18 protein-coding genes and 6 tRNA genes are annotated in these 21,776 nt (G+C 44.1%); 8 read left to right on the top strand and 16 right to left on the bottom strand.

Annotation, left to right across the window (positions count from 1 at the left end):
• The first annotated feature begins 46 nt into the window (after positions 1-46).
• The 3 genes from arfB to QF117_RS03610 all read left to right on the top strand — a co-directional run bounded on the left by arfB (position 47) and on the right by QF117_RS03610 (position 3,526).
• Positions 47-460 carry an alternative ribosome rescue aminoacyl-tRNA hydrolase ArfB gene (gene arfB / locus QF117_RS03620; RefSeq protein ID WP_282384697.1) on the top strand — a complete coding sequence of 138 codons (414 nt, stop codon included), beginning with the start codon at positions 47-49 and terminating at the stop codon, positions 458-460.
• 145 nt (positions 461-605) lie between these two features.
• Complete coding sequence (locus QF117_RS03615; RefSeq protein ID WP_282384696.1) at positions 606-2,378, top strand: methyl-accepting chemotaxis protein; 1,773 nt, start codon at positions 606-608, stop codon at positions 2,376-2,378.
• 197 nt (positions 2,379-2,575) lie between these two features.
• Positions 2,576-3,526, top strand: a complete 951-nt coding sequence (locus QF117_RS03610; protein WP_282386139.1) for an endonuclease/exonuclease/phosphatase family protein — start codon at positions 2,576-2,578, stop codon at positions 3,524-3,526.
• 104 nt (positions 3,527-3,630) lie between these two features.
• On the opposite strand, the gene QF117_RS03605 is transcribed toward QF117_RS03610, so the two are convergent.
• Both QF117_RS03605 and QF117_RS03600 read right to left on the bottom strand, forming a co-directional pair.
• The gene (locus QF117_RS03605) at positions 3,631-4,728 is read right to left on the bottom strand and encodes a ketoacyl-ACP synthase III (RefSeq protein ID WP_282384694.1); all 1,098 of its coding nucleotides are present in this window, start codon (positions 4,726-4,728) and stop codon (positions 3,631-3,633) included.
• A gap of 78 nt (positions 4,729-4,806) precedes the next feature.
• The gene (locus QF117_RS03600) at positions 4,807-5,187 is read right to left on the bottom strand and encodes a nitrous oxide-stimulated promoter family protein (protein ID WP_282384693.1); all 381 of its coding nucleotides are present in this window, start codon (positions 5,185-5,187) and stop codon (positions 4,807-4,809) included.
• An 89-nt stretch (positions 5,188-5,276) separates the two neighbouring features.
• On the opposite strand from QF117_RS03600, the gene QF117_RS03595 reads away from it, so the two are divergent.
• Entirely contained in the window at positions 5,277-5,495 is a 219-nt protein-coding gene (locus tag QF117_RS03595) for a DUF2986 domain-containing protein (protein ID WP_282384692.1), read from the top strand.
• A gap of 29 nt (positions 5,496-5,524) precedes the next feature.
• On the opposite strand, the gene QF117_RS03590 is transcribed toward QF117_RS03595, so the two are convergent.
• The 5 genes from QF117_RS03590 to QF117_RS03570 all read right to left on the bottom strand — a co-directional run bounded on the left by QF117_RS03590 (position 5,525) and on the right by QF117_RS03570 (position 12,321).
• Positions 5,525-5,998 (bottom strand): NYN domain-containing protein, encoded by a 474-nt coding sequence (locus tag QF117_RS03590; RefSeq protein ID WP_017035191.1) that lies wholly within the window; start codon positions 5,996-5,998, stop codon positions 5,525-5,527.
• 101 nt (positions 5,999-6,099) lie between these two features.
• The gene (lhgO, locus tag QF117_RS03585; RefSeq protein WP_282384690.1) at positions 6,100-7,317 is read right to left on the bottom strand and encodes an L-2-hydroxyglutarate oxidase; all 1,218 of its coding nucleotides are present in this window, start codon (positions 7,315-7,317) and stop codon (positions 6,100-6,102) included.
• A 3-nt stretch (positions 7,318-7,320) separates the two neighbouring features.
• Positions 7,321-9,459: a TRAP transporter permease gene (locus QF117_RS03580; protein WP_282384689.1), complete on the bottom strand. Its 2,139-nt coding sequence runs from the start codon at positions 9,457-9,459 to the stop codon at positions 7,321-7,323.
• 92 nt (positions 9,460-9,551) lie between these two features.
• The gene (locus QF117_RS03575) at positions 9,552-10,559 is read right to left on the bottom strand and encodes a TAXI family TRAP transporter solute-binding subunit (protein WP_017034317.1); all 1,008 of its coding nucleotides are present in this window, start codon (positions 10,557-10,559) and stop codon (positions 9,552-9,554) included.
• A gap of 409 nt (positions 10,560-10,968) precedes the next feature.
• A complete protein-coding gene (locus tag QF117_RS03570; protein ID WP_282384682.1) occupies positions 10,969-12,321 on the bottom strand; it encodes a sigma-54 dependent transcriptional regulator in 1,353 nt (450 codons plus the stop codon).
• 152 nt (positions 12,322-12,473) lie between these two features.
• Here QF117_RS03570 and QF117_RS03565 point away from each other — a divergent pair, with 152 nt between their 5' ends.
• Positions 12,474-14,552: an ATP-binding protein gene (locus tag QF117_RS03565; RefSeq protein WP_282384681.1), complete on the top strand. Its 2,079-nt coding sequence runs from the start codon at positions 12,474-12,476 to the stop codon at positions 14,550-14,552.
• 118 nt (positions 14,553-14,670) lie between these two features.
• Here QF117_RS03565 and QF117_RS03560 read toward each other — a convergent pair.
• From QF117_RS03560 to QF117_RS03525, 8 genes are all read right to left on the bottom strand, one after another.
• Positions 14,671-14,757 (bottom strand) — tRNA-Leu (locus tag QF117_RS03560).
• Positions 14,758-14,862: 105 nt separating this feature from the next.
• Positions 14,863-14,938: transfer RNA gene (locus QF117_RS03555), tRNA-Gly, on the bottom strand.
• 23 nt (positions 14,939-14,961) lie between these two features.
• Positions 14,962-15,035, bottom strand: a tRNA-Cys gene (locus tag QF117_RS03550).
• Positions 15,036-15,083: 48 nt separating this feature from the next.
• Positions 15,084-15,170 (bottom strand) — tRNA-Leu (locus QF117_RS03545).
• 106 nt (positions 15,171-15,276) lie between these two features.
• Positions 15,277-15,352 (bottom strand) — tRNA-Gly (locus tag QF117_RS03540).
• Positions 15,353-15,375: 23 nt separating this feature from the next.
• A tRNA-Cys gene (locus QF117_RS03535) sits at positions 15,376-15,449 on the bottom strand.
• A 194-nt stretch (positions 15,450-15,643) separates the two neighbouring features.
• Entirely contained in the window at positions 15,644-17,089 is a 1,446-nt protein-coding gene (gene viaA / locus QF117_RS03530) for an ATPase RavA stimulator ViaA (RefSeq protein WP_017033553.1), read from the bottom strand.
• 9 nt (positions 17,090-17,098) lie between these two features.
• Positions 17,099-18,757, bottom strand: a complete 1,659-nt coding sequence (locus QF117_RS03525; protein WP_282384680.1) for an ATPase RavA domain-containing protein — start codon at positions 18,755-18,757, stop codon at positions 17,099-17,101.
• Positions 18,758-19,021: 264 nt separating this feature from the next.
• Between QF117_RS03525 and QF117_RS03520 the strand changes: the two genes are divergently transcribed.
• From QF117_RS03520 to QF117_RS03510, 3 genes are all read left to right on the top strand, one after another.
• Positions 19,022-19,537 (top strand): NUDIX hydrolase, encoded by a 516-nt coding sequence (locus tag QF117_RS03520; RefSeq protein WP_282384678.1) that lies wholly within the window; start codon positions 19,022-19,024, stop codon positions 19,535-19,537.
• A gap of 9 nt (positions 19,538-19,546) precedes the next feature.
• Positions 19,547-20,551, top strand: coding sequence for a low-specificity L-threonine aldolase (gene ltaE, locus QF117_RS03515; protein ID WP_282384677.1), 1,005 nt, complete (start codon positions 19,547-19,549; stop codon positions 20,549-20,551).
• A 79-nt stretch (positions 20,552-20,630) separates the two neighbouring features.
• Complete coding sequence (locus QF117_RS03510) at positions 20,631-20,954, top strand: cytochrome c (RefSeq protein ID WP_282384676.1); 324 nt, start codon at positions 20,631-20,633, stop codon at positions 20,952-20,954.
• A gap of 22 nt (positions 20,955-20,976) precedes the next feature.
• On the opposite strand, the gene QF117_RS03505 is transcribed toward QF117_RS03510, so the two are convergent.
• Positions 20,977-21,669: an aspartate/glutamate racemase family protein gene (locus QF117_RS03505; protein ID WP_282384674.1), complete on the bottom strand. Its 693-nt coding sequence runs from the start codon at positions 21,667-21,669 to the stop codon at positions 20,977-20,979.
• Between the last annotated feature and the right edge of the window lie 107 nt (positions 21,670-21,776).

The following is a 21,776-nucleotide window of genomic DNA, read 5'->3' as shown; positions in this document are numbered from 1 at the left end:
TAGCCCGCTTTCGGTGTTATTCAGTCTAAATCGTTAAGAAATCAGTATGCTCAAAATATCAAACAGTGTCACTCTTCAAGCTTGGGAAATTCAATTAACCGCAATTCGAGCTCAAGGTGCGGGTGGACAAAACGTCAACAAGGTTTCTTCCGCGATTCATCTGCACTTTGACATCAACAGATCTACTCTGCCTGACTTCTACAAAGAAAGACTGTTGGCACTTTCTGATAGCAGAATCACTAAAGATGGTGTGATTGTTATTAAAGCGCAGTCATTTCGGACTCAAGAGCAAAACAGAGAAGACGCGCTTAATAGGCTTGCACAACTCATACAAGCTGCCACCGTTGTTCAAAAACAGAGGCGTCAAACCAAACCCACAAGAGGCTCCAAAGAGCGCAGGCTCAAGCGGAAAAATATTCAGTCACAAACAAAATCGTTAAGAAAAAAGCCTAATCATTAGATGAATTTCACCCATCCTTATACACTAAGTTGCTGATTAATTAGTGATTAATTGAATCCATGTCATATTAAAAATTGAACAATGGATAAATCCTAACTACATTAACTACTATATCGACGTGAATCATTTACTCATAGGCATTGAAATGAATATCAAGCAAAAGTTGTACTCATTAGGCATTGTTTCCGTCATTGGTGTTCTTGCTTTGGTTGGAACAACAACCCATTTTAGCAATACTACATTGGAGTTAAATCAAGCGAGCTTGCTCGTCTCACAGCTTGAGACTCGACTTTTGCATCTAAGACGTAACGAGAAGGACTTCTTGCTCCGCAAAGATGCCAAATACCTTGACAAGTTTAATGACAACATGTCGATCTTTTTAGACAAAGAATCCAAACTGTCTGCAATACTGATCTCGAATTCTTTTGGTTCAACAGAAAAACTTCGCACGGATATTCTTGCCTACCAAAAGGGCTTTCAAAACTTAGTTCAAGCCTATAGCAAATTAGGTTTAAAAGAGTCTGAGCAATTGAGAGGCCGTTATAATTCCAGTCTCGACAAGCTCAAAAGCCAAGTCAATAGCGATACCTTAGTGCGTCTTATGGAATTCGATAAAAAACTACTGATTGGCGAATGGGACGAATCATTAATTTCATCCATCAACGATGCCGCTTTTTTGGCGGATGCCAAGGCTCTATTAGCTCAGGAAATAGTGATTGGTGTGGCCTATAATGTCGGTTTACTTGGTGAGACTCGCGCTCTATCTCATACAGTAGAAGAGCAATTTAAAGAGTTTTCCTCCACGCTCGCTACAGAAGTATCCGAACTTCAAGACCGATTATTCCTTATAAAACAAGCTGTCACTGCTTGTGTTATTCTTTTCATTATTCTATTTATTTATCAAATATCCCGCTCAATTAACCTTCAAGTATCAAAGCTTTTAAGTGTCATCCAGGAGATTGCACGTTCAAACAATGTATCCATGCGCGCCAATTTAACGGGTAACAATGAACTTGTCTCAATCGGTACTTATTTCAATCGCCTTCTCGATAAACTCGAAGTGTTGATTTCCGGCACACAAGACAAAGCGGGTCAGCTATCACAAACCACCAGTAACATGCACGTTGAATTGGAAAATGTCATTACCCAATTCCACACACAAGCTGATCACACAACCACGATGGCCACAGCAGTGCAAGAAATGGTGGCGACCATCAATGAGATCTCGGAAAGCACCGCAGTTGCCGTCGAAGGCGTTCAACAAGCAACAGTTAACGCAAAACATGGCCGAGAAGTCGTGAGTTCAACAGTGGATAATATCGGTTCACTTTCTAATATTTTGGGTGAAAGCCAGACTTCGATCTCATCACTGAACGAACATGTCGAGAAAATTGGCGGTGCCGTCCATATTATTCAAGGCATTGCGGAGCAAACAAATCTATTGGCACTGAACGCGGCGATAGAAGCTGCGCGTGCCGGTGAGCAAGGTCGTGGTTTTGCTGTGGTTGCCGATGAAGTTCGCGCACTGGCGAGTCGTACTCATCAATCGACTGAAGAGATAACCAAAGTCGTTGATGCGATTCAGAAGCAAATGTCGACAGTCGTCGTTAACATTGATCAATGTAACGATCAGGGGCAAGAAACCTTAACCGCCTCTCAAACACTGGATGAAAGCCTGGCTCAAATCTTGACGGATATGGATAACATTCAATCAAACTCTGAACGTATTGCCTCCGCTATCGAAGAGCAAGGTATCGTAATGAACCAAGTCAGTGAATCCATCACTGAACTTAACGCAATTTCAGACAGCAATATGCAATCAGCACAACAGTGCCTGACAGAAGTTGATACGGTTTCAGAACAGGCTCGAGAGATGGACTTAGCCGTGGCTGAATTTAGAACCGAGTCAAAAGCCTAGTTTCTAGGGGCCCCGTTTTAATTACCTATTAGGAGTCTCGTTGAGGCTCCTTTTTTATAAACTCAGATAATGTGTCAGCTTTGGCTCATACTTAATCATTAACCTCAATCAATCAGTTAAATGCTTCATCTAGATCAATCATCGAAACCAATAGCTTAAAAAGCAAAACAGAGGGGACATCGAATTTGAAATGGATTGTGTGGCTGCTCGTCGTTTTTCCTTTATTTCTTCTCTCCGCCATTTGGACAAATTTTATCCCAATAGAGATGAATTGGTGGTTAGAAAACCTTCTGGCCTATCCTTTTCTGTTCCTTGCCTATTACTTTTTATTGACCGTTTATGCCATCGTGTACCGGCAGAAAACCCTTGTCCTTATCGCCATCATTCTATGTATTGGGTTCTACGCATTAACACCAAAACATTTTAACCAGGGTGAAGTGTGTAAAACGGATAATCCCATTGAACTGTTGCAGTTTAACTTGTTTTACAGCAACCCAGACGTCAATGCATTCATGAATTACCTTATTCAACATCCCGCAGATCTGATTGTGTTGCAAGAGGTCTCTCCAGAGCAAGGAGAGCGATTTTACACCCTAGATGATATCTATCCTTATCGTTACGGCGGTCAACCAGCCGTTGGCTACCCATCAAGCCAGTTGATATTGAGTCGATATCCTTTAAAAGAGGTAACCTTCTTTCATACACCCGACGCGCAAAATATCATTCATGGGGAATGGCAACTGACTCCGACTCAATCGATTCAAATCATTACAGCTCACCCAACATCGCCACGCTCAAAAGAACTGTGGTATCGGCGCAACGCCTTAATCAGAACCATTGAAACGGTTGTAGAGCAATATCCTTCTCCAGACACTCTGGTGATCGGCGACTTCAATTTGTCTTCGAAAGCACCATTATTCAACCAACTATTGCCTGGGTTTGCGACTTTGCCTGTCGCTTCATGGCCAAACTTGACGGCTTCGATTAGCGCGAATCAAGGGTTTTCAACCCCGGCATTTTCTATGATTGCTATCGACCATACTTGGCTCAAGTCTGAACGGTGGGCACTATGCTCTAGGCAATCTATTACTGAAATAAAGGGTTCTGACCATTTGCCAATACGTACAAAGCTCGGCGTAAAATACTAGGGCGTAAAAAAATGAACCCCATTAACTGAGGTTCATTTTTTATCATTACTATTTATTTATAACGGGCAGGTAAATAAGAACTATAGGCCTAAAGACCTAGAGACCTAGAGACTAGCAGCTTCGCTTTTTTCTCTACAGTAACTGATAGCAACCTCTAACAGCTCAAGCGCCGTTTTGTCGGTTTCAGGCAGACAGGCATCGCTACTCGCCAGTGGGGTCACTCTTTGTCCCCATTTAATATGAGCGGCGCCCCAAGTTAAACCCGCTCCAAACGCTGCCATCAATAGGTTATGGCCCGGCTGTACTTTTCCTTGTTCTACCGCTTCACAAAGCGCAATGGGAACCGTCGCAGCCGAGGTGTTGCCATAACGTTCAATATTGACGAAGGCCTTATCTTGAGAAATACCCGCCACATCACACAAGGTTTGAATAATTCGGATGTTGGCCTGATGTGGAATAACCACATCAATGTCGTCAGTAGTCAATTGTGAGTTACTCAGCACCTCATTCGATGCCGCACCCATTCCTTTCACTGCGCGCTTAAAAATATCTTTACCAATAAAGTTGAAATCCCAATAGCCGTTATCAGCGGCAAAACGGTCCATCGACGTGCCGAACTTAGGAACAGCTAAAATATCGCGACCCGCCGCATCACAACCAATACGAGCTTGTTGCAGGCCCACTTTCTCTTCTGTTTTCGACAGAACAACTGCGCCAGAACCGTCTCCAAATAAAACCGCTGTATCACGCTTCGTCCAGTCAATAAAAAAGGACAGTCTCTCAGCACCAATGACCAAAGCATGGCGGTAATTTCCAGCTTGTATCAAACGCGTCGCGGTTTCTAAGCCGTACACAAATCCGGTACACGCCGCATTTAAGTCAAACGCGGCCGCCGCTTTAATGCCCAAGTTTTTAGAGACCAAGGACGCTGTATTGGGAATCAGTGAATCAGGAGAGCATGTCGCCACAATCACAACATCGATATCGTTGGCTTCAAGCCCTGCACTAGCAAGAGCATGCTTGGCCGCAACGGTTGCCATATCAGAGGTGTTCACATGGCTAATACGTCGCTCTGCAATTCCGGTACGAGAGCGGATCCACTCATCTGATGTATCGAGAAAGGTACTGAGATCGTCGTTTGACAATACTGAAGGCGGTAGGCACTTTCCCCATCCGGTGATTTCTGCATAGAAGTTATTCATACGTAACCTATTGTTTATTCATGACATCAAGTACAACGATAAATCGGTACTAAAAATTACTGACGGTTTATTTATCGTCTATTTTTGTCGCTTGTGGCGATTAGACGCGTTAGGCTTCGGTTTTTCCGGAACCGTTTTTCTTTCATGTATCAAGTGGCGAATCGCGAGTATGGGATGAGGTATAAGCATCTTTGGCCCAGAATAACGCATCACCCATCGCATTTGCTCTTTTTGTTGCGGCTTATAGCAGTGAATGGGACATCGATTACACGTTGGTTTTTCTTGGCCGTATGGGCATCGATCAAGCTTAGTTTCCGCGTAGTCCGCAAGTTCCTGGCATTCCTGACAAAGCGATGTCGCGCCATGATGATGCCGACAAAAGATTAGCAGCATGGAGTGAACCGTTTTAAACTCAGTCAGCAATGAATCGGTTAATAGATTGCTGTGTTCAAACGTCATAACGACTCTCTGAATACCGAATGGAAACTTGCCGTATCATCTGAAAAACTCTATTATCCCCCACCAAATGACACCTTATGGCATTATCGATGAATCGTAAAAAGAAAATTAATCAAATATTGAAAAAAAAGCAAAAGCAACACAATGCCAAACTGCACTCGAGCAATAAGCCTCGTTATATTTCTAAAGCTGAAAGAGCAAAAATGGAAGCAGAAGAGGCAAACAAAGCTTTAGAAAGTTCAGAATCCGTTCAAACAGAACAGGATCTGAGCGCAGATAAAGTAAACGACAGCACTGAGCAGCAATAATCCATCGCCTGCTTCATTCGCTGCCATGATTAAAGCAGCAGGTCGTCATCGATGGGTATGAACTTGCTCGCGGATTCAATCAAATCTTGAGATGTTAAGCCCGGTACACCATACACTTCAACAGGCTTATTAAATCGAGATTTGATTCGATCAACCAACATAGAAAAGTCGCCATCACCCGACACCAAAATCACTCTGTCTACCGTGGATGCCAGCTCAAAAGCATCAAGGGCAATGCCCACATCCCAATCCCCTTTCGCACTGCCATCTTTACGTTGAATGAAAGGTTTTAAACAAACGTTAAAACCAATGCCTCGTAGAATATGGTGAAACTGACGTTGTTTAGGATCTTTACTTGAGATTGCGTAGGCATTCGCTTGAGCAACGTGACAACCTGCTGTTGCTACATGCCAAAACTGGTTGTAGTCGAAGTTACGACGATATTTATCACGAGTCGTGTAATACACGTTTTGTACATCAACTAAAACCGCTATATTTTCCATGGAAGATCCGATTGGCTTAAAAACGGTCTTTATTCTATACCCTTGTCTCGTTGAAACAAAATCATAACGGCTTATACCCAGTGTTATTAGGGCGTGTTGATTTAATCGAACGATGATTCGACTATTTTATCGCAAATGTATTCGCCAATGGGAATCGCTGAGGTCGCCGCAGGGGAAGGCGCGTTACAGACATGCAGGCTTCGCATACTGTTTGCAAATAAGAAATCATGGACCAATGTTCCGTCAGACAACACAGCCTGTGCTCTAACTCCCGCTGGATAGGCCTGTAAGTCATCGAGTTCGATTGCTGGGCAGTATTTGTTCACCAATTTAAGGTAACCCGGCTTCCATAACGAGTTTTTCCACTCCTTCAAACCCGTTCTAAGGTTCTTTTGTGTGACTTTCCAGAACCCTGAATAGCCCAGCATTTGCATGGTATCTTTAACGCTAAAGTTAATGTTGCCATACCCTTCTCGCTTCCAACCTTGAACCGCATTTGGCCCAACCGTCACCGAACCATCAATCATACGGGTTAAATGGACACCCAAAAAAGGCAAATCAGGATCAGGAATCGGATAAATCAGATGGTTTACTACGTTATTGTGTTTTGCGGCGAGCTGATAATACTCACCGCGGTAAGGAATGATTTGAAAGTCGCCATCGATGTTGAGCATCTTCGTCATTCTGTCTGCCATCAAACCGCTGCACGTCACCAGAAACTTGCCAACAAATGAAGTGTCGACGCCATCTAAACGGGTATCAAGCTGAATATGAGACGTCGATTCATGCGCACCTATCACTTCGGTTTTAAGGCTCACATCTCCTCCGAGAGCCATGAATTGCTCCACCATCTTTTGGGTTACTTGTCGGTAATCAACAATGCTGGTTGATTTCACCAAGATGGCACCTAGCCCAACAATGTTAGGTTCTGCCTCGCTCAGTTGATTTTTATCAAGCAATTCCACATCGATTTGATTGGTTTTACAACGTGCATACAAATCCACCATACGATCGAGCTCCAGTGCAGAAGTCGCGACCAATAGCTTCCCACAGTTTTCAACCTTGATATCATGCTTAGCGCAGAATGCCTTGGTCTGCTGTTCGCCTTTTTTGCAAAACTCTGCTTTCAAACTGCCGGGAGCGTAATAGACACCCGCATGAATGACGCCACTATTGTGCCCCGTTTGATGCTTTGCCCAACCGCTTTCTTTCTCAATCAACAAGATGGATTTGTTTGGGAAACGACTTTTGAGTTGCCATGCTGTGGAAACGCCGACAATGCCACCGCCCACAACAAGATAATCATATTCTTTGCCCATCACTTAAACGGCCTTCTGATTAGGAGTCATTGAGTTAATTTGTTGCTTGTCATACAACCGCCCACTGTGAACAAAGATTGCGACAAATAGGCCACAAGCCAGCAGGCGAATCCATAGTGAAATGTCAGCCCAGACTAGAACGATACCGACGATCACCAGAACGACTCTCAGCATCCAGTTCAGTTCACCTTCCAGATAGCCTTCTATCGCGCCAATGAACGCATAAGTGCCGATAATCGCGAAGAAACCGACAGTTAGCACGCTCGCGACATCCCAGCTGACTAAGCTGGTGTAGGCGATCAATAAAGGCACTAAGTAGAGACCTTTCGCAATTTTCCAAGCCGTCAGACCCGTTCTCATGGGTGGTGTTTTAGCAATGGTGGCCGCTGCAAATGCTGTTAAACAGACTGGCGGAGTCACATTACTGTCTTGAGACAACCAAAAGATAATTAGGTGAGCCGCTAACAACGCTAAGCCGACGGCTTCAATACCCAAACTCTGCTCAAGTAATGTTTCAACAAAGTCAGCCGGGACCAAGGCAAGCATTTCTTTCGCCGTTTCTAACGCCATTGGTGCATTCAATAATGTTAGCTTTTCTGGCGCGGCTAGCATGAATATCGCTTTTGCTTGTTCCGGTAAATTACCTGAAATCATGAGGTCCAATAACTGGCTTTCAGCGATCAATTTATACAGCGCTGGTGCAGACAAGGTACCCAATACGATATAGGCCGCCGTTACGGGTAAACCCATACCAAGAATCAATGACGCCAAAGCAATCAACACTAGCATCATCAGTAAGCTACCGTTAGCCCACTCGTTAATCATAAGAGAGAATGTGTTACCAATACCCGTGGTACTGATCACGTTAATCACAAGACCAATACCGACCAACAACACCGCTGTCGTAGCCATATTTTTTGCCCCCTGAGACAAGGCTTCTACGATCGCTTTAGGGCCCATTTTATGATTTTTAGAGAACCAAGATGACACGATAACCGACACGATAGAGATACCCGCAGCATAGGTTGGGGTAAATCCTTGGACCAATAAAGTCACCAGTACCACTAATGGAATGAGGTTGTGCCAACCGGATAAGAGGACTCGCGTAAGAGAAATTTCACTGGTGCTGATTTTCTGCACTCCGCTACGTTTTGCTTCAATACGTACAAAAAACGCCACGGACAAGAAATAAATCAGAGCAGGAACAAAAGACACCGCAATGATATCAACGTAAGGGATCTGGGTGTAAGAGGCCATAATAAACGCACCTGCGCCCATTACTGGAGGCATTAACTGCCCACCGGTAGAGGCCGCGGCTTCAACACCGGCAGCAAAGCGAGATGGAAAACCGGCTTTTTTCATCAGAGGAATACTAATCACACCCGTCGATACGGTATTAGCCACGCTAGAGCCCGAGACCGAACCCATAAGGCCCGACCCAATCACCGCAATAAACCCTGGGCCACCAATGACTTTCCCAGCGGCAGCGCGAGCAACATTGATGATGTAATCGCCCACGCCCGAGCGAACCAAAAAGGCGCCAAAGAGAATGAACATGAAAACAAATGACCAACTGATACGAGAAATAGACCCAAACATGCCTTCCGATGAATAGAAACTTCGATACAGCAAGGTTTCCATGCTGAGGCCCGGAAAGTGGAATATCCCAGAAGCCCATTGCCCCCATAGAACCACATAACTCAAACACACTAGAATCAAAATCGGGATGAACCAACCCATGGTTCGTCGTATAAGTTCAATAACGATACTGATCGCCAAAATCGCAAAAAACCAGTCGCTGGCTACAAACTTTACACCTCGTTGATACAAGGCGTCTTCCGCGTACGGAATGTACAGTAAACAGGCGAATGCACCCAAGGCGATAACAACATCAACCGCTAACGCTAGCTGACTGTTTTTCAAAGAAACATGAGCGGGACACCACAAGGCGCATATCACAGCGAACCCTGCAAAGTGTGTGGCTGACACCCAAAGTTCGGGAAGCGTTGAAAAGGTGTTAAACCAAATATGCAAAAGTGATAAAACGACACCCAAACCCGTAATGGCGCTGGTTACCCAGGGGAAATCGGTTCGAGTTGGTAATTCAAATTTTTGAAGTTCTTGTTCTACTTCGTTGCTCATGCTGACCTCTAACACGTCTCAATTGGCAATAGAATGACTCGCTCTTTTAACCATGCAGTTAAGAGAGCGAGTTGGGGTTGGACGAGTGTGGGCTAGTTTAAAATAAGCTCAGATGGGATATTGACGCCCATTTCTTTATAGAAACGCGCCGCACCAGGATGAAGTGGTACTGGCAAACCAGAAATCGCTTTTTCTATCGCCATCGCCTTTGTCGCTTTATGAATACCTTGAAGGAATGCAAGGTTTTCATAGATCGCCTTAGTCAATTGATACACATCTTCTTCCGAAATGTCTTCTCTTACCGCTAGGAAGTTGGGTTGCGCAATGGTGGTGATCGGCTTATCGATACCAGGGTAGGTGTTCGCAGGGATTTCATATTTCGTCCACAAACTGTATTGTCCATTCGCCTGTTTAATCTGCTCATCAGTAAACGAAAGAATTTGGATGTCTTTACCCAGCGCTGCAAAAGCTTGAGTCACCGCACCAACGGGAACACCTGCGGGTGTATTCATGCCATCTATGGTGCCATTTTGTAAGGCACTGGCACTGCCGCCATAACCCATGTAAGCCAAGCTGAATTGGTCTGGATCCACCGACAACCCTTTCATGATCTGGCGTCCTGAATTTTCAGTACCCGAATTCTTTTTACCAATAGAAAACTTCTCACCTTTCAGATTGGCTAGGTCACTCACTGTCCCTGTTTCAACAAATTCAGAACGAACAATCAAGTGCTCCACGTTTTGCCATAACATCGACACAGAGCGCAGTTTGTCTTGACGCTCTTTATATGGACCTTCACCACCCCAAGCCCATGCTCCGTAAAGCCCTTGTAGAATGGCAAATTGAGCTTCGTTTTCATTAAGAAGCTTCACGTTCTCGCCCGATCCAGCGGAACTGATCGCAGACAGCGAAAACTGATGTTTTTGGGTAAGTTTGATTTTGCTTAGCGTCGCCAGTGCAACACCTACTGGGTAATAAGTACCGCCTGTTGAAGCGGTCGCGAGTATGTAACTGCGCTGATCGGCAGCAGCAACATTAACCGCAAAGCCGAGTGAAGCGGCACCAACGATCAAAGTTTTCATCAACTTATTCATTTTCATCTTTTACTCTCCATGTGATGTTTCACGTTATCATTTCATTAACATTTAACATCTTTATAGCAAGTACGATGCCAAAAAATAAGCACTTGTTTTAATTGATCTTTATCTATAATCACCAGTAAAATGAGCAAAATCTTGCTTATCGAGAGCATCAATAGTAAGCAATATTTCGCCTATAGCAATCGCGTATAAACCGATAATTAACGTAATCCCTATCACACCATGACGAAATTTGTGATCAATGTTAACATTTGGTTAAATAAACAGTGAGCGAATTTTTGCCTATCGCTGATTCTACTGCTGCTGCTGGACATCCATTATCCGCTCAGAACTAAGAACTAAGAATAAATGTTCAAAATAACAGGCTGTGAGCATGCATGGCATACTAAGTACGACCTTTCCAGGCTATTTATGTTGTGTAATCCGAACGATTTAACGAGTATTTCTGCATTTTTTGATTCAACGTTCTTCTTGGTAGATCCAACTCTTTCATTACATCAGAAATACAGCCATTACAGCGTGTAAGCGCGTCTAAAATGATTTGTCGTTCAAATGTTTCCATTTGTATGGCGAGTGGAAGACCGACACTGCTTTGCTCTATTTGAGAATTAGGACGACACGATAAAATCTCACCCACTGACATGCTCTCATCCAATGCAAATCGGATAGCAACGTTTCTAAGCTCTCTTACGTTGCCTGGCCAGGAATATGCGAGTAACGCCTTTGCATCGGCATCACTCATGTTACGTGTCTCTTTATTGGCCTCGCGAGTAAAGTACTCAAACAGCACCAATGCGTCATCTTCACGCTCTCTCAAAGGGGGTAAATACAATTGAGCCACATTTAGGCGATAGAACAAATCCGGCCGAAATTGTTCATGCCCCAGCAAGTCCTCTTTCGCGGCCGCAATAACTCGGAGGTTGACGTTCAATTGAGTATTGCTTCCTACCCGCTCTATAACATGATCTTGCAATGACCTTAGAACTTTGACCTGCATAGCGAGTGGCATACTTTCTATTTCATCAAGAAACAGTGTCCCTTTGTCTGCGTATTCTAGTTTGCCGATTCGCCGCTTCACAGCGCCCGTAAACGCGCCAGCCTCGTGTCCGAACAGTTCACTTTCAAACAGGTGTTCGGGAATCGCACCGCAATTCAACGCGACAAGATGGTGATCCTTTCTTGAACTTTCATAGTGCAGACAACTCGCGACCAACTCTTTACCACAGCCAGTTTCACCGTAAATGATCACGTTGGTATCAATCGCCGCTATTTTGGCCACCTGAGTACGAAGCTCACGAATCACCTTACTGCGCCCTATCAACACTTTCTCTATGCCAGTGAGGTTGTTTAAATATGACGCTCTTCCTGTCTTGTCGCATTGAGCTTGATACTTCTCTACCGCTTCATTAACCGTATTAGACAAGCGCTCTGGATGAAACGGTTTCTCAATGAAGTCATAGGCGCCAAGCTGTAAGGCGTTCACTGCCATATCAACATCACCGTGGCCTGTCACCAATATGACAGGCGTTTGATTTTGATTTTCAATGAGTGTAGACAGCAACTCAAGGCCACTCATGTCAGGCAGTCTTACATCGGTGATAATCGCTTTAAAATCGGTTGTTTCGATTGCACTGAGTGCGTCCTGGGCTGATTCAAATGCCTGCACCGAGTAACCTGCGAGTTCCAACCATTGGCATGTCGCACGTCGAACGATATCATCGTCTTCAACCAGTGCAATTTCTGCGATTATTTCTTGATTCATTTAAGCCGTCTCAAATCCATTCAGTCTCTCTCTACGGTAGGGAATATTTCCAATCTATAAAAGGAGCTAGCTCCCAGTTCTTGACAACAAACCTTTAACATATCGGGGGCATATAGTTATCTAAGTGGCAGGACGAATTATAAGGCATAGGCATGTCACTTAGACGAAAACTCGGTTTGACCTTAATGGTGGTGTTGTTGATGTATATCAGCTTGGGATCCGGGCGCTTCATCGCGACGCAATGGCTGCTTTCTCAAGCGCAAACCAATATCGAGCAAAGACTGTTGGATTACGTGGGTGAGATTAGGCATGCATTAAGACGATTTTCTCATCTGCCTTTTTTAATCACCAATGAGCCCGAAGTGTTGACCTTTCTTGAAGGAGAAACTCATCTTAAAGAACCGCTGGAAGCAGAACTGAAAGCACAACTCATTCAACTGGATAAAGCCGCCAATACTAAGGGCTGGTATATACTCTCAGATGATGGAGAAATGCTGATATCCAGTCTGTCTGATCTTGCTCTTGATGCATCAAAAGCCACATTGATCTCTACTCAAGTCAAGCAAGATCCTGATAGCCTAACCATCATCACTCAGGTTACCGATACAACCCCTCATTACTTTTTAGCTGCCCCAATTCAAAGTCACTTCGAGCTGGTCGGCATTGCAGTGGTGCAAGTCGATCTTAGTTTCCTCACTGAACAATGGTTTGCGGACAATGAAATCATCTTCTTTCAGGATCGAAGTCATGCCTTTTTCTTATCCAGTAGCCGTGAATTAGATGTCCTCAAACTCAATCAGTTAAGTAACCTTTCTAATCTGCTGATCCATGACCAACTCTATAATGGGACATCGATTACCCGTGTGAAGGTGTTTGGTGAGAAGTACATGACCCAATCCGTCACTCTCGATGACCTAGAGTGGAAGCTGACTTACCTCACTCCATTAAAAGCGGTAGAACACACCGTCTCTTGGATCAGTTGGGCCGCGGTGGGTTGTTGTTTGTTTTTCATTCTTCTTTTTGTTATCGGCCGTTTACGTCACCAAAAGCATCTGAGTCAACTTCGTATACAAAAGCTCATAGAGAGCTCTCAAGAACGCTTGACTCAAATGATAAACAAAACTCAGGTCGGCATATTGTTGTTAACCGAGAAGGGCGTGGTTTCCGATATTAACCCTATGGCCATGCGTTACTTTAATCTTTCAAATTCTATGGTCAACAATCTCGCTGCATGGAAGCTGTTTGAAACCAGTCGCGGTGATTCTACGATACTTCCACTGCTTCAAAATTTAAGTCAACACCACGATCTTGCTGAGATCAACAGCGCAGAAACCATGGCGCGGCGCAGTGATGGTAGCGTTTTTCCGGTTCTGTTCTCTATAACAAGCTTACGCTGGCACAGCCTTGATCACTACTTAGTCACAGTGATTGATATCAGTAAGCGTAAGAAAGCAGAAATAGCGCTAAAAAATGTCAACAATGACCTACGAGAAAGAGTGGAACAACGTACCGAAGAGTTAAAGTCGGCACAAAAGGAACTCATAGAGATCAGTAAAATGGCCGCTTTAGGTCGGATGTCGAGCGCCATAACCCATGAACTTAACCAGCCGCTTACTGGTCTTCGAACGCTATTAACCAGTAATGATTTACTCATGGAACGTGGCGAGACACAACTGCTCAAAGCCAACAATAAATTGGTGCATAGCCTCATCGATCGAATGGCGAAAATGACCACTCAGCTTAAATCGTTTGCGTTCAACCGCCCTGAACAGCTGCAAGAAATCCCGCTACTTACGGTACTGGAAGAGACCTTACGAATTTACCAGGATAGGCTGAGATCTATCGACGTCCGAATTCGAATTTCAGCGGATGTTACGACCGTATTAGGCGAAGATCAACGAGTTAGACAAGTCATCGGCAATCTGGTGGTGAATGCTTGTGATGCAATGAAAGGCACCATCAACCCTCAGCTTCTTATTAATGCACACAGCGAAGATAACCGCGTTTTCCTTTCGCTCATAGACAACGGATGTGGTGTCAGTTCCAATGAACTTTCTTATATTTTTGAACCCTTTCACACCACAAAGAAAATTGGCGATGGGTTAGGTTTGGGCCTTTCGATTTCAATGAACAGCATGCGAGATATGAAGGGGAAAATTTCAGCGCAATCCAACCACAATGGCGGTATGTCTTTCCATCTTGAGTTTCAAAAATACCACACAGAGCTCTAGTGACGTAATCATGCCCACTCAATTCACGTCAACGATGAGAGGAATAGACCATTGAGTTAACAGAGCGATCTCGAAATAGAAAAAAGCCCAATCATTTCTGATTGGGCTTAATAATAGATGGTGCCCCGGGCCGGACTTGAACCGGCACAGCGCGAACGCCGAGGGATTTTAAATCCCTTGTGTCTACCAATTCCACCACCAGGGCACGCAAAACTTATTGCGATGCTTCTAATCAACGGCTCTCATGTCACTGAGAGAGTTAGACACCATCTTGATATTACAGAAAGCACTCGTGCAATATCTTTAAATTTGGAGCGATACATCGGGTTCGAACCGATGACCTCAACCTTGGCAAGGTTGCGCTCTACCAACTGAGCTAGTATCGCTTAGATTTCCATTCTCTAAAAAATGGAGGCGCGTCCCGGAGTCGAACCGAGGTCCACGGATTTGCAATCCGCTGCATAGCCACTCTGCCAACACGCCTTATTCGTTTTTCTATCAATACACCGTAAGGCGTAACGTATTATTAGATGGTGCCCCGGGCCGGACTTGAACCGGCACAGCGCGAACGCCGAGGGATTTTAAATCCCTTGTGTCTACCAATTCCACCACCAGGGCACGCAAAACTTGTTGCGATGCTTCTAATCAACGGCTCTCATGTCACTGAGAGAGTTAGACACCATCTTGATATTACAGAATATCACTCATGCAATATCTTTAAATTTGGAGCGATACATCGGGTTCGAACCGATGACCTCAACCTTGGCAAGGTTGCGCTCTACCAACTGAGCTAGTATCGCTTAGATTTCCATTCTCTAAAAAATGGAGGCGCGTCCCGGAGTCGAACCGAGGTCCACGGATTTGCAATCCGCTGCATAGCCACTCTGCCAACACGCCATGTGCAATTTTTCAATTTCACAACGCTTTATGTTTCAACACGTTAACTCGCTAAAGTAAGCGAACTTAGTGCCGTTGCGTTGGATGCATACTTTACGGATTGAGGCCTGATAGTCAAACAAAAAACGAAAAAAAAGATTTGTTTGCCCAGTTTTACAGCGATTCGATGAACTATCGCTCGGAATGATGACGAATTACCACTGTTTCATCAACCGTCCCATTAAACTTGGGTGATAAGCCCAGCAGTGATCAAACATTTCCATTAGCTGTGGATTCCCGTATTTAGACACACTCACCGCATGGAAACGGTTTTTCTTGGTTTTCAGCAGGTCGACTTTTTGTTGTAATTCGTCGGATTGTTTAGGCGCGATAAAATCCGAGACCACGACTAAATCAGCGTTTTTGTATTTGCTGCCTTCCATGGTTTCAATCGATGTCATGATCGCTTTTTCAAAATCGGTTCCGCCATGAAAGCTATAGGCTAGAAAATCACTCGCTTCTCGAAGGCCGTCTTGTTTTGTCAGCTCGTAAGTGATTTGTTCTGTAGAAAATAAGATAACAAAACAGTCTCGTTCTTCAGCTAGGGCAATTTGCATCAGCGCATACGCGATGGCCTTTGCAGACTGCTCTGGAGACCCTTTCATTGAACCTGAGGCATCAATACAAATGACAAAAGGACCCTTTTCAACATCGATTTGCTTGCTGTCTGGAACATGCGCTTTTACCTTTCGCAAGGTTCGAGATTTACCCGCGACTTTATAGTTAAGCAGACGCTTATCCACGAGATGTTTATAGAAAACAACTTCAAGCTCTGGATACGCCAAGAACATGGTTTCGTTGGGTAATAGTTTATTCAGGTCGTCACTTTCATGAATTCCGACAATATCGTCTGTTGCTTCATCTGATTTTTCTTCCACCATTTGCAATTCTTCAGCCGGTGTTACATTCAAATCAGGATCATCGACCTCACCCGCCATTCGGCCAAGCTGCTCTGCGATGTCTTGCAAACCTTTATTTTTACTGAGGTACTCTGCGTGTTTTCGCATCACCGTCAGATCGGTTTTACTCAACTTAGCAGAGGCCATATCCCAGAGTCTACCAACACTGATTTCACTGCCCGTTTCAGTCACTCTGTCCATGTTCTTTATCGTTTCCATTCTTTGATAAAGATCTTTTAATGCTTTTTCTTTACTGGCTTCAAGCTCTGAAATCTGCGCTTTTTTTAGTGTATCAGATAGGCTTTTGTACCATTGATCACAAAAGTAATGCGGAAACATCGGGTTATTAATCCCTTTGTTTTTTTCAATCAAACGACGAGCTTGTAGATAGAAAGCGGAATGCCATTCTAGCTGTTTGACGACATCATTTAGGTTTTCAAAGAATGTCTCTTCATCCCAGTGGATAACATCTTGATACAACGACAACTCATGCTTAAAGCGATCCGTTTCGCACACCTTAGTAATTCGACGCTTTACACCCGTTCCCCACTTATGAAGGTGACCTTTAACAGACGTTTTTACGCCTCTGTTTTCAGCCATCATCATGACTTGAGAACGTGCCACCAGATCATTGACCGCAGTGTCAACAATACCTGACTCTGCAATCATAACAACAAGGTTAAGTCCATCGGCTCCTAACATAGGGGGCTCCTAAGCAAAAAACTCATCAAGGTGCTTCACGCGAAATACGGTTTTTTCGCATTCAACTTTGGTTGCTTCTAACTGAGTCAGCAACTCTTGTAAGCCAACTTCCATCGTTGTTGGAAGATCAGTATCGATAAAACTGTGTGGTAAAGCCCCATGGAAATCTGAGCGTACCTTTCTTAAATGATAGTCAGCATTCTGCAATTGCGTCATCGCTTCATCCGCTTTTGTGCTCCACTGCTGATACAACGACGAGTCTAGCCCTTCTTTGTCAGCAAGCGCCACCAGTACACCGCGATTCGCAATGTCTTTGATCACTAAATGGTTTTCAGCATCAACGTCGAACGTTAGGCGGCAGATATTGGTGTTCTGATTCACGTAACCGTAAATTTCACCGCCTCCTTCTTTGATCACTTTGCTCAAATCATTCTTTGGTAAATAAACCCAGCGGCTGTCGCCTTTGTCCGATTCTGATACCGACATATTGGATTGCAGCAATACCAGTTTAATGAGGCCTTTCGTTGTGCCGACTTGGTAACTGTTCGCGCTCGAAATGTCATAGTGCTGAACGTGCTTTTTGAGCAGCCCGGTTGGCGCATCTTGTGACAAAACAACGCTATAAGTCGATTCAATGTGCGTCTGTATATCTTCAAGCTCTTCACGACACATAGATATCTGAAGTTCGACATCTTGCTGATCAAAAGCATGATGCAATGCAAAGTCTCGAATAATGCTACGAACATTGTCACGTGATTCAGGGCTGTTCCATAAGCAGTCTTGCAATAACAAAAGATCTAATGGGTTGATCGAACTGCGCCCATTGAAAAAAGCACTCGCTTTAAGAAGTCGTACCGCTTTTTTCCATCGACGGTCAGATACATAGCTGTCGGTGTCCGTCAAGATTTCTTGTGCGTCGTCTTTTCCTTCAACCATTGATTTAAGTTTGAACAATTTTTCAAAAACAGAATCGGATAATTCAAGCTGATCAAACTCGGCTTGCCATTTATGATATTCCTCATCGGTAATCGCTAAGCCTTCCGGAATTTTGGCTTCTTGCTGCGTGCCAACCGTCAACATAGATTTAAAATTTTGCTTGTTTTGAATACGATTGATGAACACTCGAACCAACATACGGTCATAAAGAGCTTCTAAACCACTGTCTTCATCAGGGAGTTCATTCGATGCCGAAATAAGTAATCGCATTGGTACGCGTTCAATATCACTGCCATTTTTAAAGGTTTTTTCATTCACCACCGTCAGTAGTGTATTCAAAATGGCAGGGCCGGCTTTCCAGATCTCATCTAGAAAAACAATTTGTGAAGTGGGTAAGTACCCATTCGTCAAACGAACATATCGTCCATTATCTTTCAATTCTTGGATGCTGAGGGGGCCAAACACTTCTTCAGGCGTAGAGAAGCGCGTCATCAAATACTCAAAATAGCTTGAATTATCGAACGCTTGAATCAATCGCTTTGCTATCAAGCTTTTTGCAATTCCAGGAGGGCCCAATAGAAAAACACTTTCACCTGCCAATGCCGCTAATAAGCACAATTTAATGGTGTCTTCTCTTTCGTAAACCCCGTCAGAAAGAGCGTGTGCGAGCTTATTAATTCGCTCGGAAAGCAACGCTTTTTGTGAATGAGATGCAGGGTTTGGGCTTATCATTTCTCGGCTCCTAAAAAAAACACACGACCTGTGAATCATATGTTTATACATTTGTTATTACTTTGTTACAAGTGTATTTTTACTACTAACTGGCAGTTATAGCAGAGAATATCCCTCTATTATCATTGCAAACTGTGTTTTCGATTATACAAACTTGACGATGAATCGAGCTTCATTGGAGCCATCGATATTTCAGCTATCTTTAGGCTCCAAATCTCGCTATTGTTGTTCGTTCATTTTTTTACATGGAAGTCACTGATTGGCATGAGTAAACTCATTCATACATGGAAGCAAATTTCTCTTATTGAAGAAAATATTCGCTTGCCAAATGGTCACACCATAGCGCATACCACAATAGCGCACCCAGGCGCAGCGGTGATACTTCCTATCACTGCCGATGGTAACGTCATTTTAATCAACCAGTTTCGCCCCTCTCTAGGTAAATGGCTTCTAGAGCTTCCCGCAGGAACCATTGAGCAAGGCGAACAACCCCAACAGTGTGCATTACGTGAGTTGGAAGAGGAAACCGGCTATAGCGCTAACGAATGGTTTCCCCTAGGACAAGTCACCCCACTTGCAGGGTTTTGCGACGAGATTCAGCACTTATACGTCGCAAAGTCGCTGTCAAAATCACAACGATACGAATGTGATGACGACGAAGTGATTGAAGTGGTCACAATGACCGTAGAGCAGTTACAACAACTTATTATCAACGACACCATTACGGATGCCAAAACCATCGCTTGCTTAAGTAAAGCGATACTTTGCGGTTATCTATAGGAGATATTCATGGATTTCAGATCAGACACGGTTACTAGACCCACCCAGAAAATGCGCGAAGCCATGGCTAATGCATTAGTCGGAGATGATGTTTATGGCGATGACCCTACCGTCAATGAACTAGAAAACTGGGCCGCAGAGCGACATGGCTTTGAAGACGCGCTTTTTACCTCTTCAGGTACACAAGCCAATTTACTCGGCATCATGGCTCATTGTGGACGTGGGGACGAATATCTTTGTGGACAGCAGGCACATAACTACCGTTACGAAGCAGGCGGAGCCGCCGTTTTAGGATCGATTCAACCGCAGCCGATTGAAAACAACCCTGACGGCACGTTGGATTTTTCCAAGCTCGCGGCAGCCATTAAGCCAGACGACAGTCATTTCGCTCAAACCAAGCTTTTAAGTTTAGAAAATACCATCAGCGGAAAAGTACTCCCACTCTCTTATCTCTCTGAGGCTAGAGAATTTGTTAACTTACATGGTTTGGCTCTTCACCTAGATGGTGCTCGTGTTTATAACGCTGCTGTTGCTCTCGGTGTTGATGTGACAGAAATAGCCAAGCACTTTGATTCGATGACTATCTGTCTTTCAAAAGGACTTGGCGCACCCATTGGTTCATTGCTGCTGGGTAACAAAGAAACCATTCAGAAAGCGAGACGGATTCGCAAAATGCTAGGGGGTGGCATGCGCCAAGCCGGTATTTTGGCAGCGGCGGGTAAGATAGCCTTGACTGAACATATCGATCAGCTAGCAACGGATCACGCTAATGCCAAGCTGCTTGCTGAGAAAATAAATCAACTTGATGGTTTTGATGTGAACGTCGACAAAGTGGAAACGAATATCGTCATCGCCAAGCTTGCCGAGCACATCGACATTATGGCAATAAAAGATCATTTAGAAGAACAAGGGATACTGATTTCAGCGGGTAATCCTGTGCGATTCGTGACTCATCGAGACGTTTCTTCTGAAGATATTGAGGTATTGGTGGCAAAAATCGCTGAGCAGATATAAATAACCCTGTCGTTGTATTGAGCTTCCCCTAGGGGGAAGCTTTATCTTTGTTTTTTTATTAATAAAACGAACACCTAGAATGAAAAAACGCGCTATTGCATTCCTGATTTTACTAAGCACTCCTACCCTTTCGAGTGATTTTGGTGACGCTTTTGGTGACGCAAAGCTTGGCAAGATCAAGTCACCTAGCTGTGTCTACTGCCATGGAACCAATGGGATCACAGACAATACCTCTTACCCTAATATTCAAGGACAGGACCCTACCTATCTCTTCAATGCGATGAAAGCGTATCAAAACGGAGAACGGGCCGGTCCATTAGCAAGCATGATGCAAGCGCAGCTTCAAAAACTGAGCGATGATGACTTAAAGGACATTGCCGCCTACTATTCTGAATCTCAGTGATGTCTGATTCTCTAATTCGTGTCTATGTCAATGCACGAATGACCGCTTGCTCTGCATGAATCGCGGCCGTATCGAACAACATAATGCTGTTATCTTGTTGCTGGATAAGCAAACCAATCTCAGTACAACCTAATATAACGGCTTGCGCTCCTTGCTGGTGAAGGTCTTGCATGATGGTCTTAAAATCATGCTTTGTTCGTCCAGAGAAGATGCCTTTACACAATTCATTATAGATGGAATCGTGAACGAGACGTCTTTGCACACCGTTAGGAACAACCACCTCGATGCCATATTCTCGCGTTAAATACCCTTTATAGAAATCTTCTTCCATTGTGAATGCCGTCCCTAAAAGGCCGACTTTTTTTATCTCATGAATTTGCAACTTTTGACCCGTAGCGTCTGCAATATGAAGCAAAGGGATGCTCACTTGAGATTGCACTTTTTCAGCCACTTTGTGCATGGTGTTAGTACATATCAGGAAAAAGTCCGCTCCGGCTTTCTCTAGCACTTGAGCGGCGTTGGCTAACAGCTCAGCCGCTTTGTCCCAATCGTTATTCGCTTGGTACTTTTCGACTTCAGAAAAATCGACACTCACCATTACTATGTTTGCAGAATGCAGCCCACCCAAAGCATGGTTAATACCTCGATTAATCGACTGATAGTAGCTTACCGTGGACTCCCAGCTCATACCGCCAATCATTCCTATAGTTTTCATTTAATTCCCTTTGATTCAAACAAATACAGTTTCTAAACCATCAGATTCATCGAGCCGTTGCAACTTTAACGGCATGATTTTTCGTCTCAAAAATAATAATCATTTAA

Origin of the sequence: Vibrio sp. YMD68, assembly GCF_029958905.1 — a bacterium.
In the GTDB taxonomy this organism is placed as follows: domain Bacteria; phylum Pseudomonadota; class Gammaproteobacteria; order Enterobacterales; family Vibrionaceae; genus Vibrio.
Note: the sequence above shows the minus strand (reverse complement) of the source record. Positions and strands in the feature narration are given on the sequence as shown.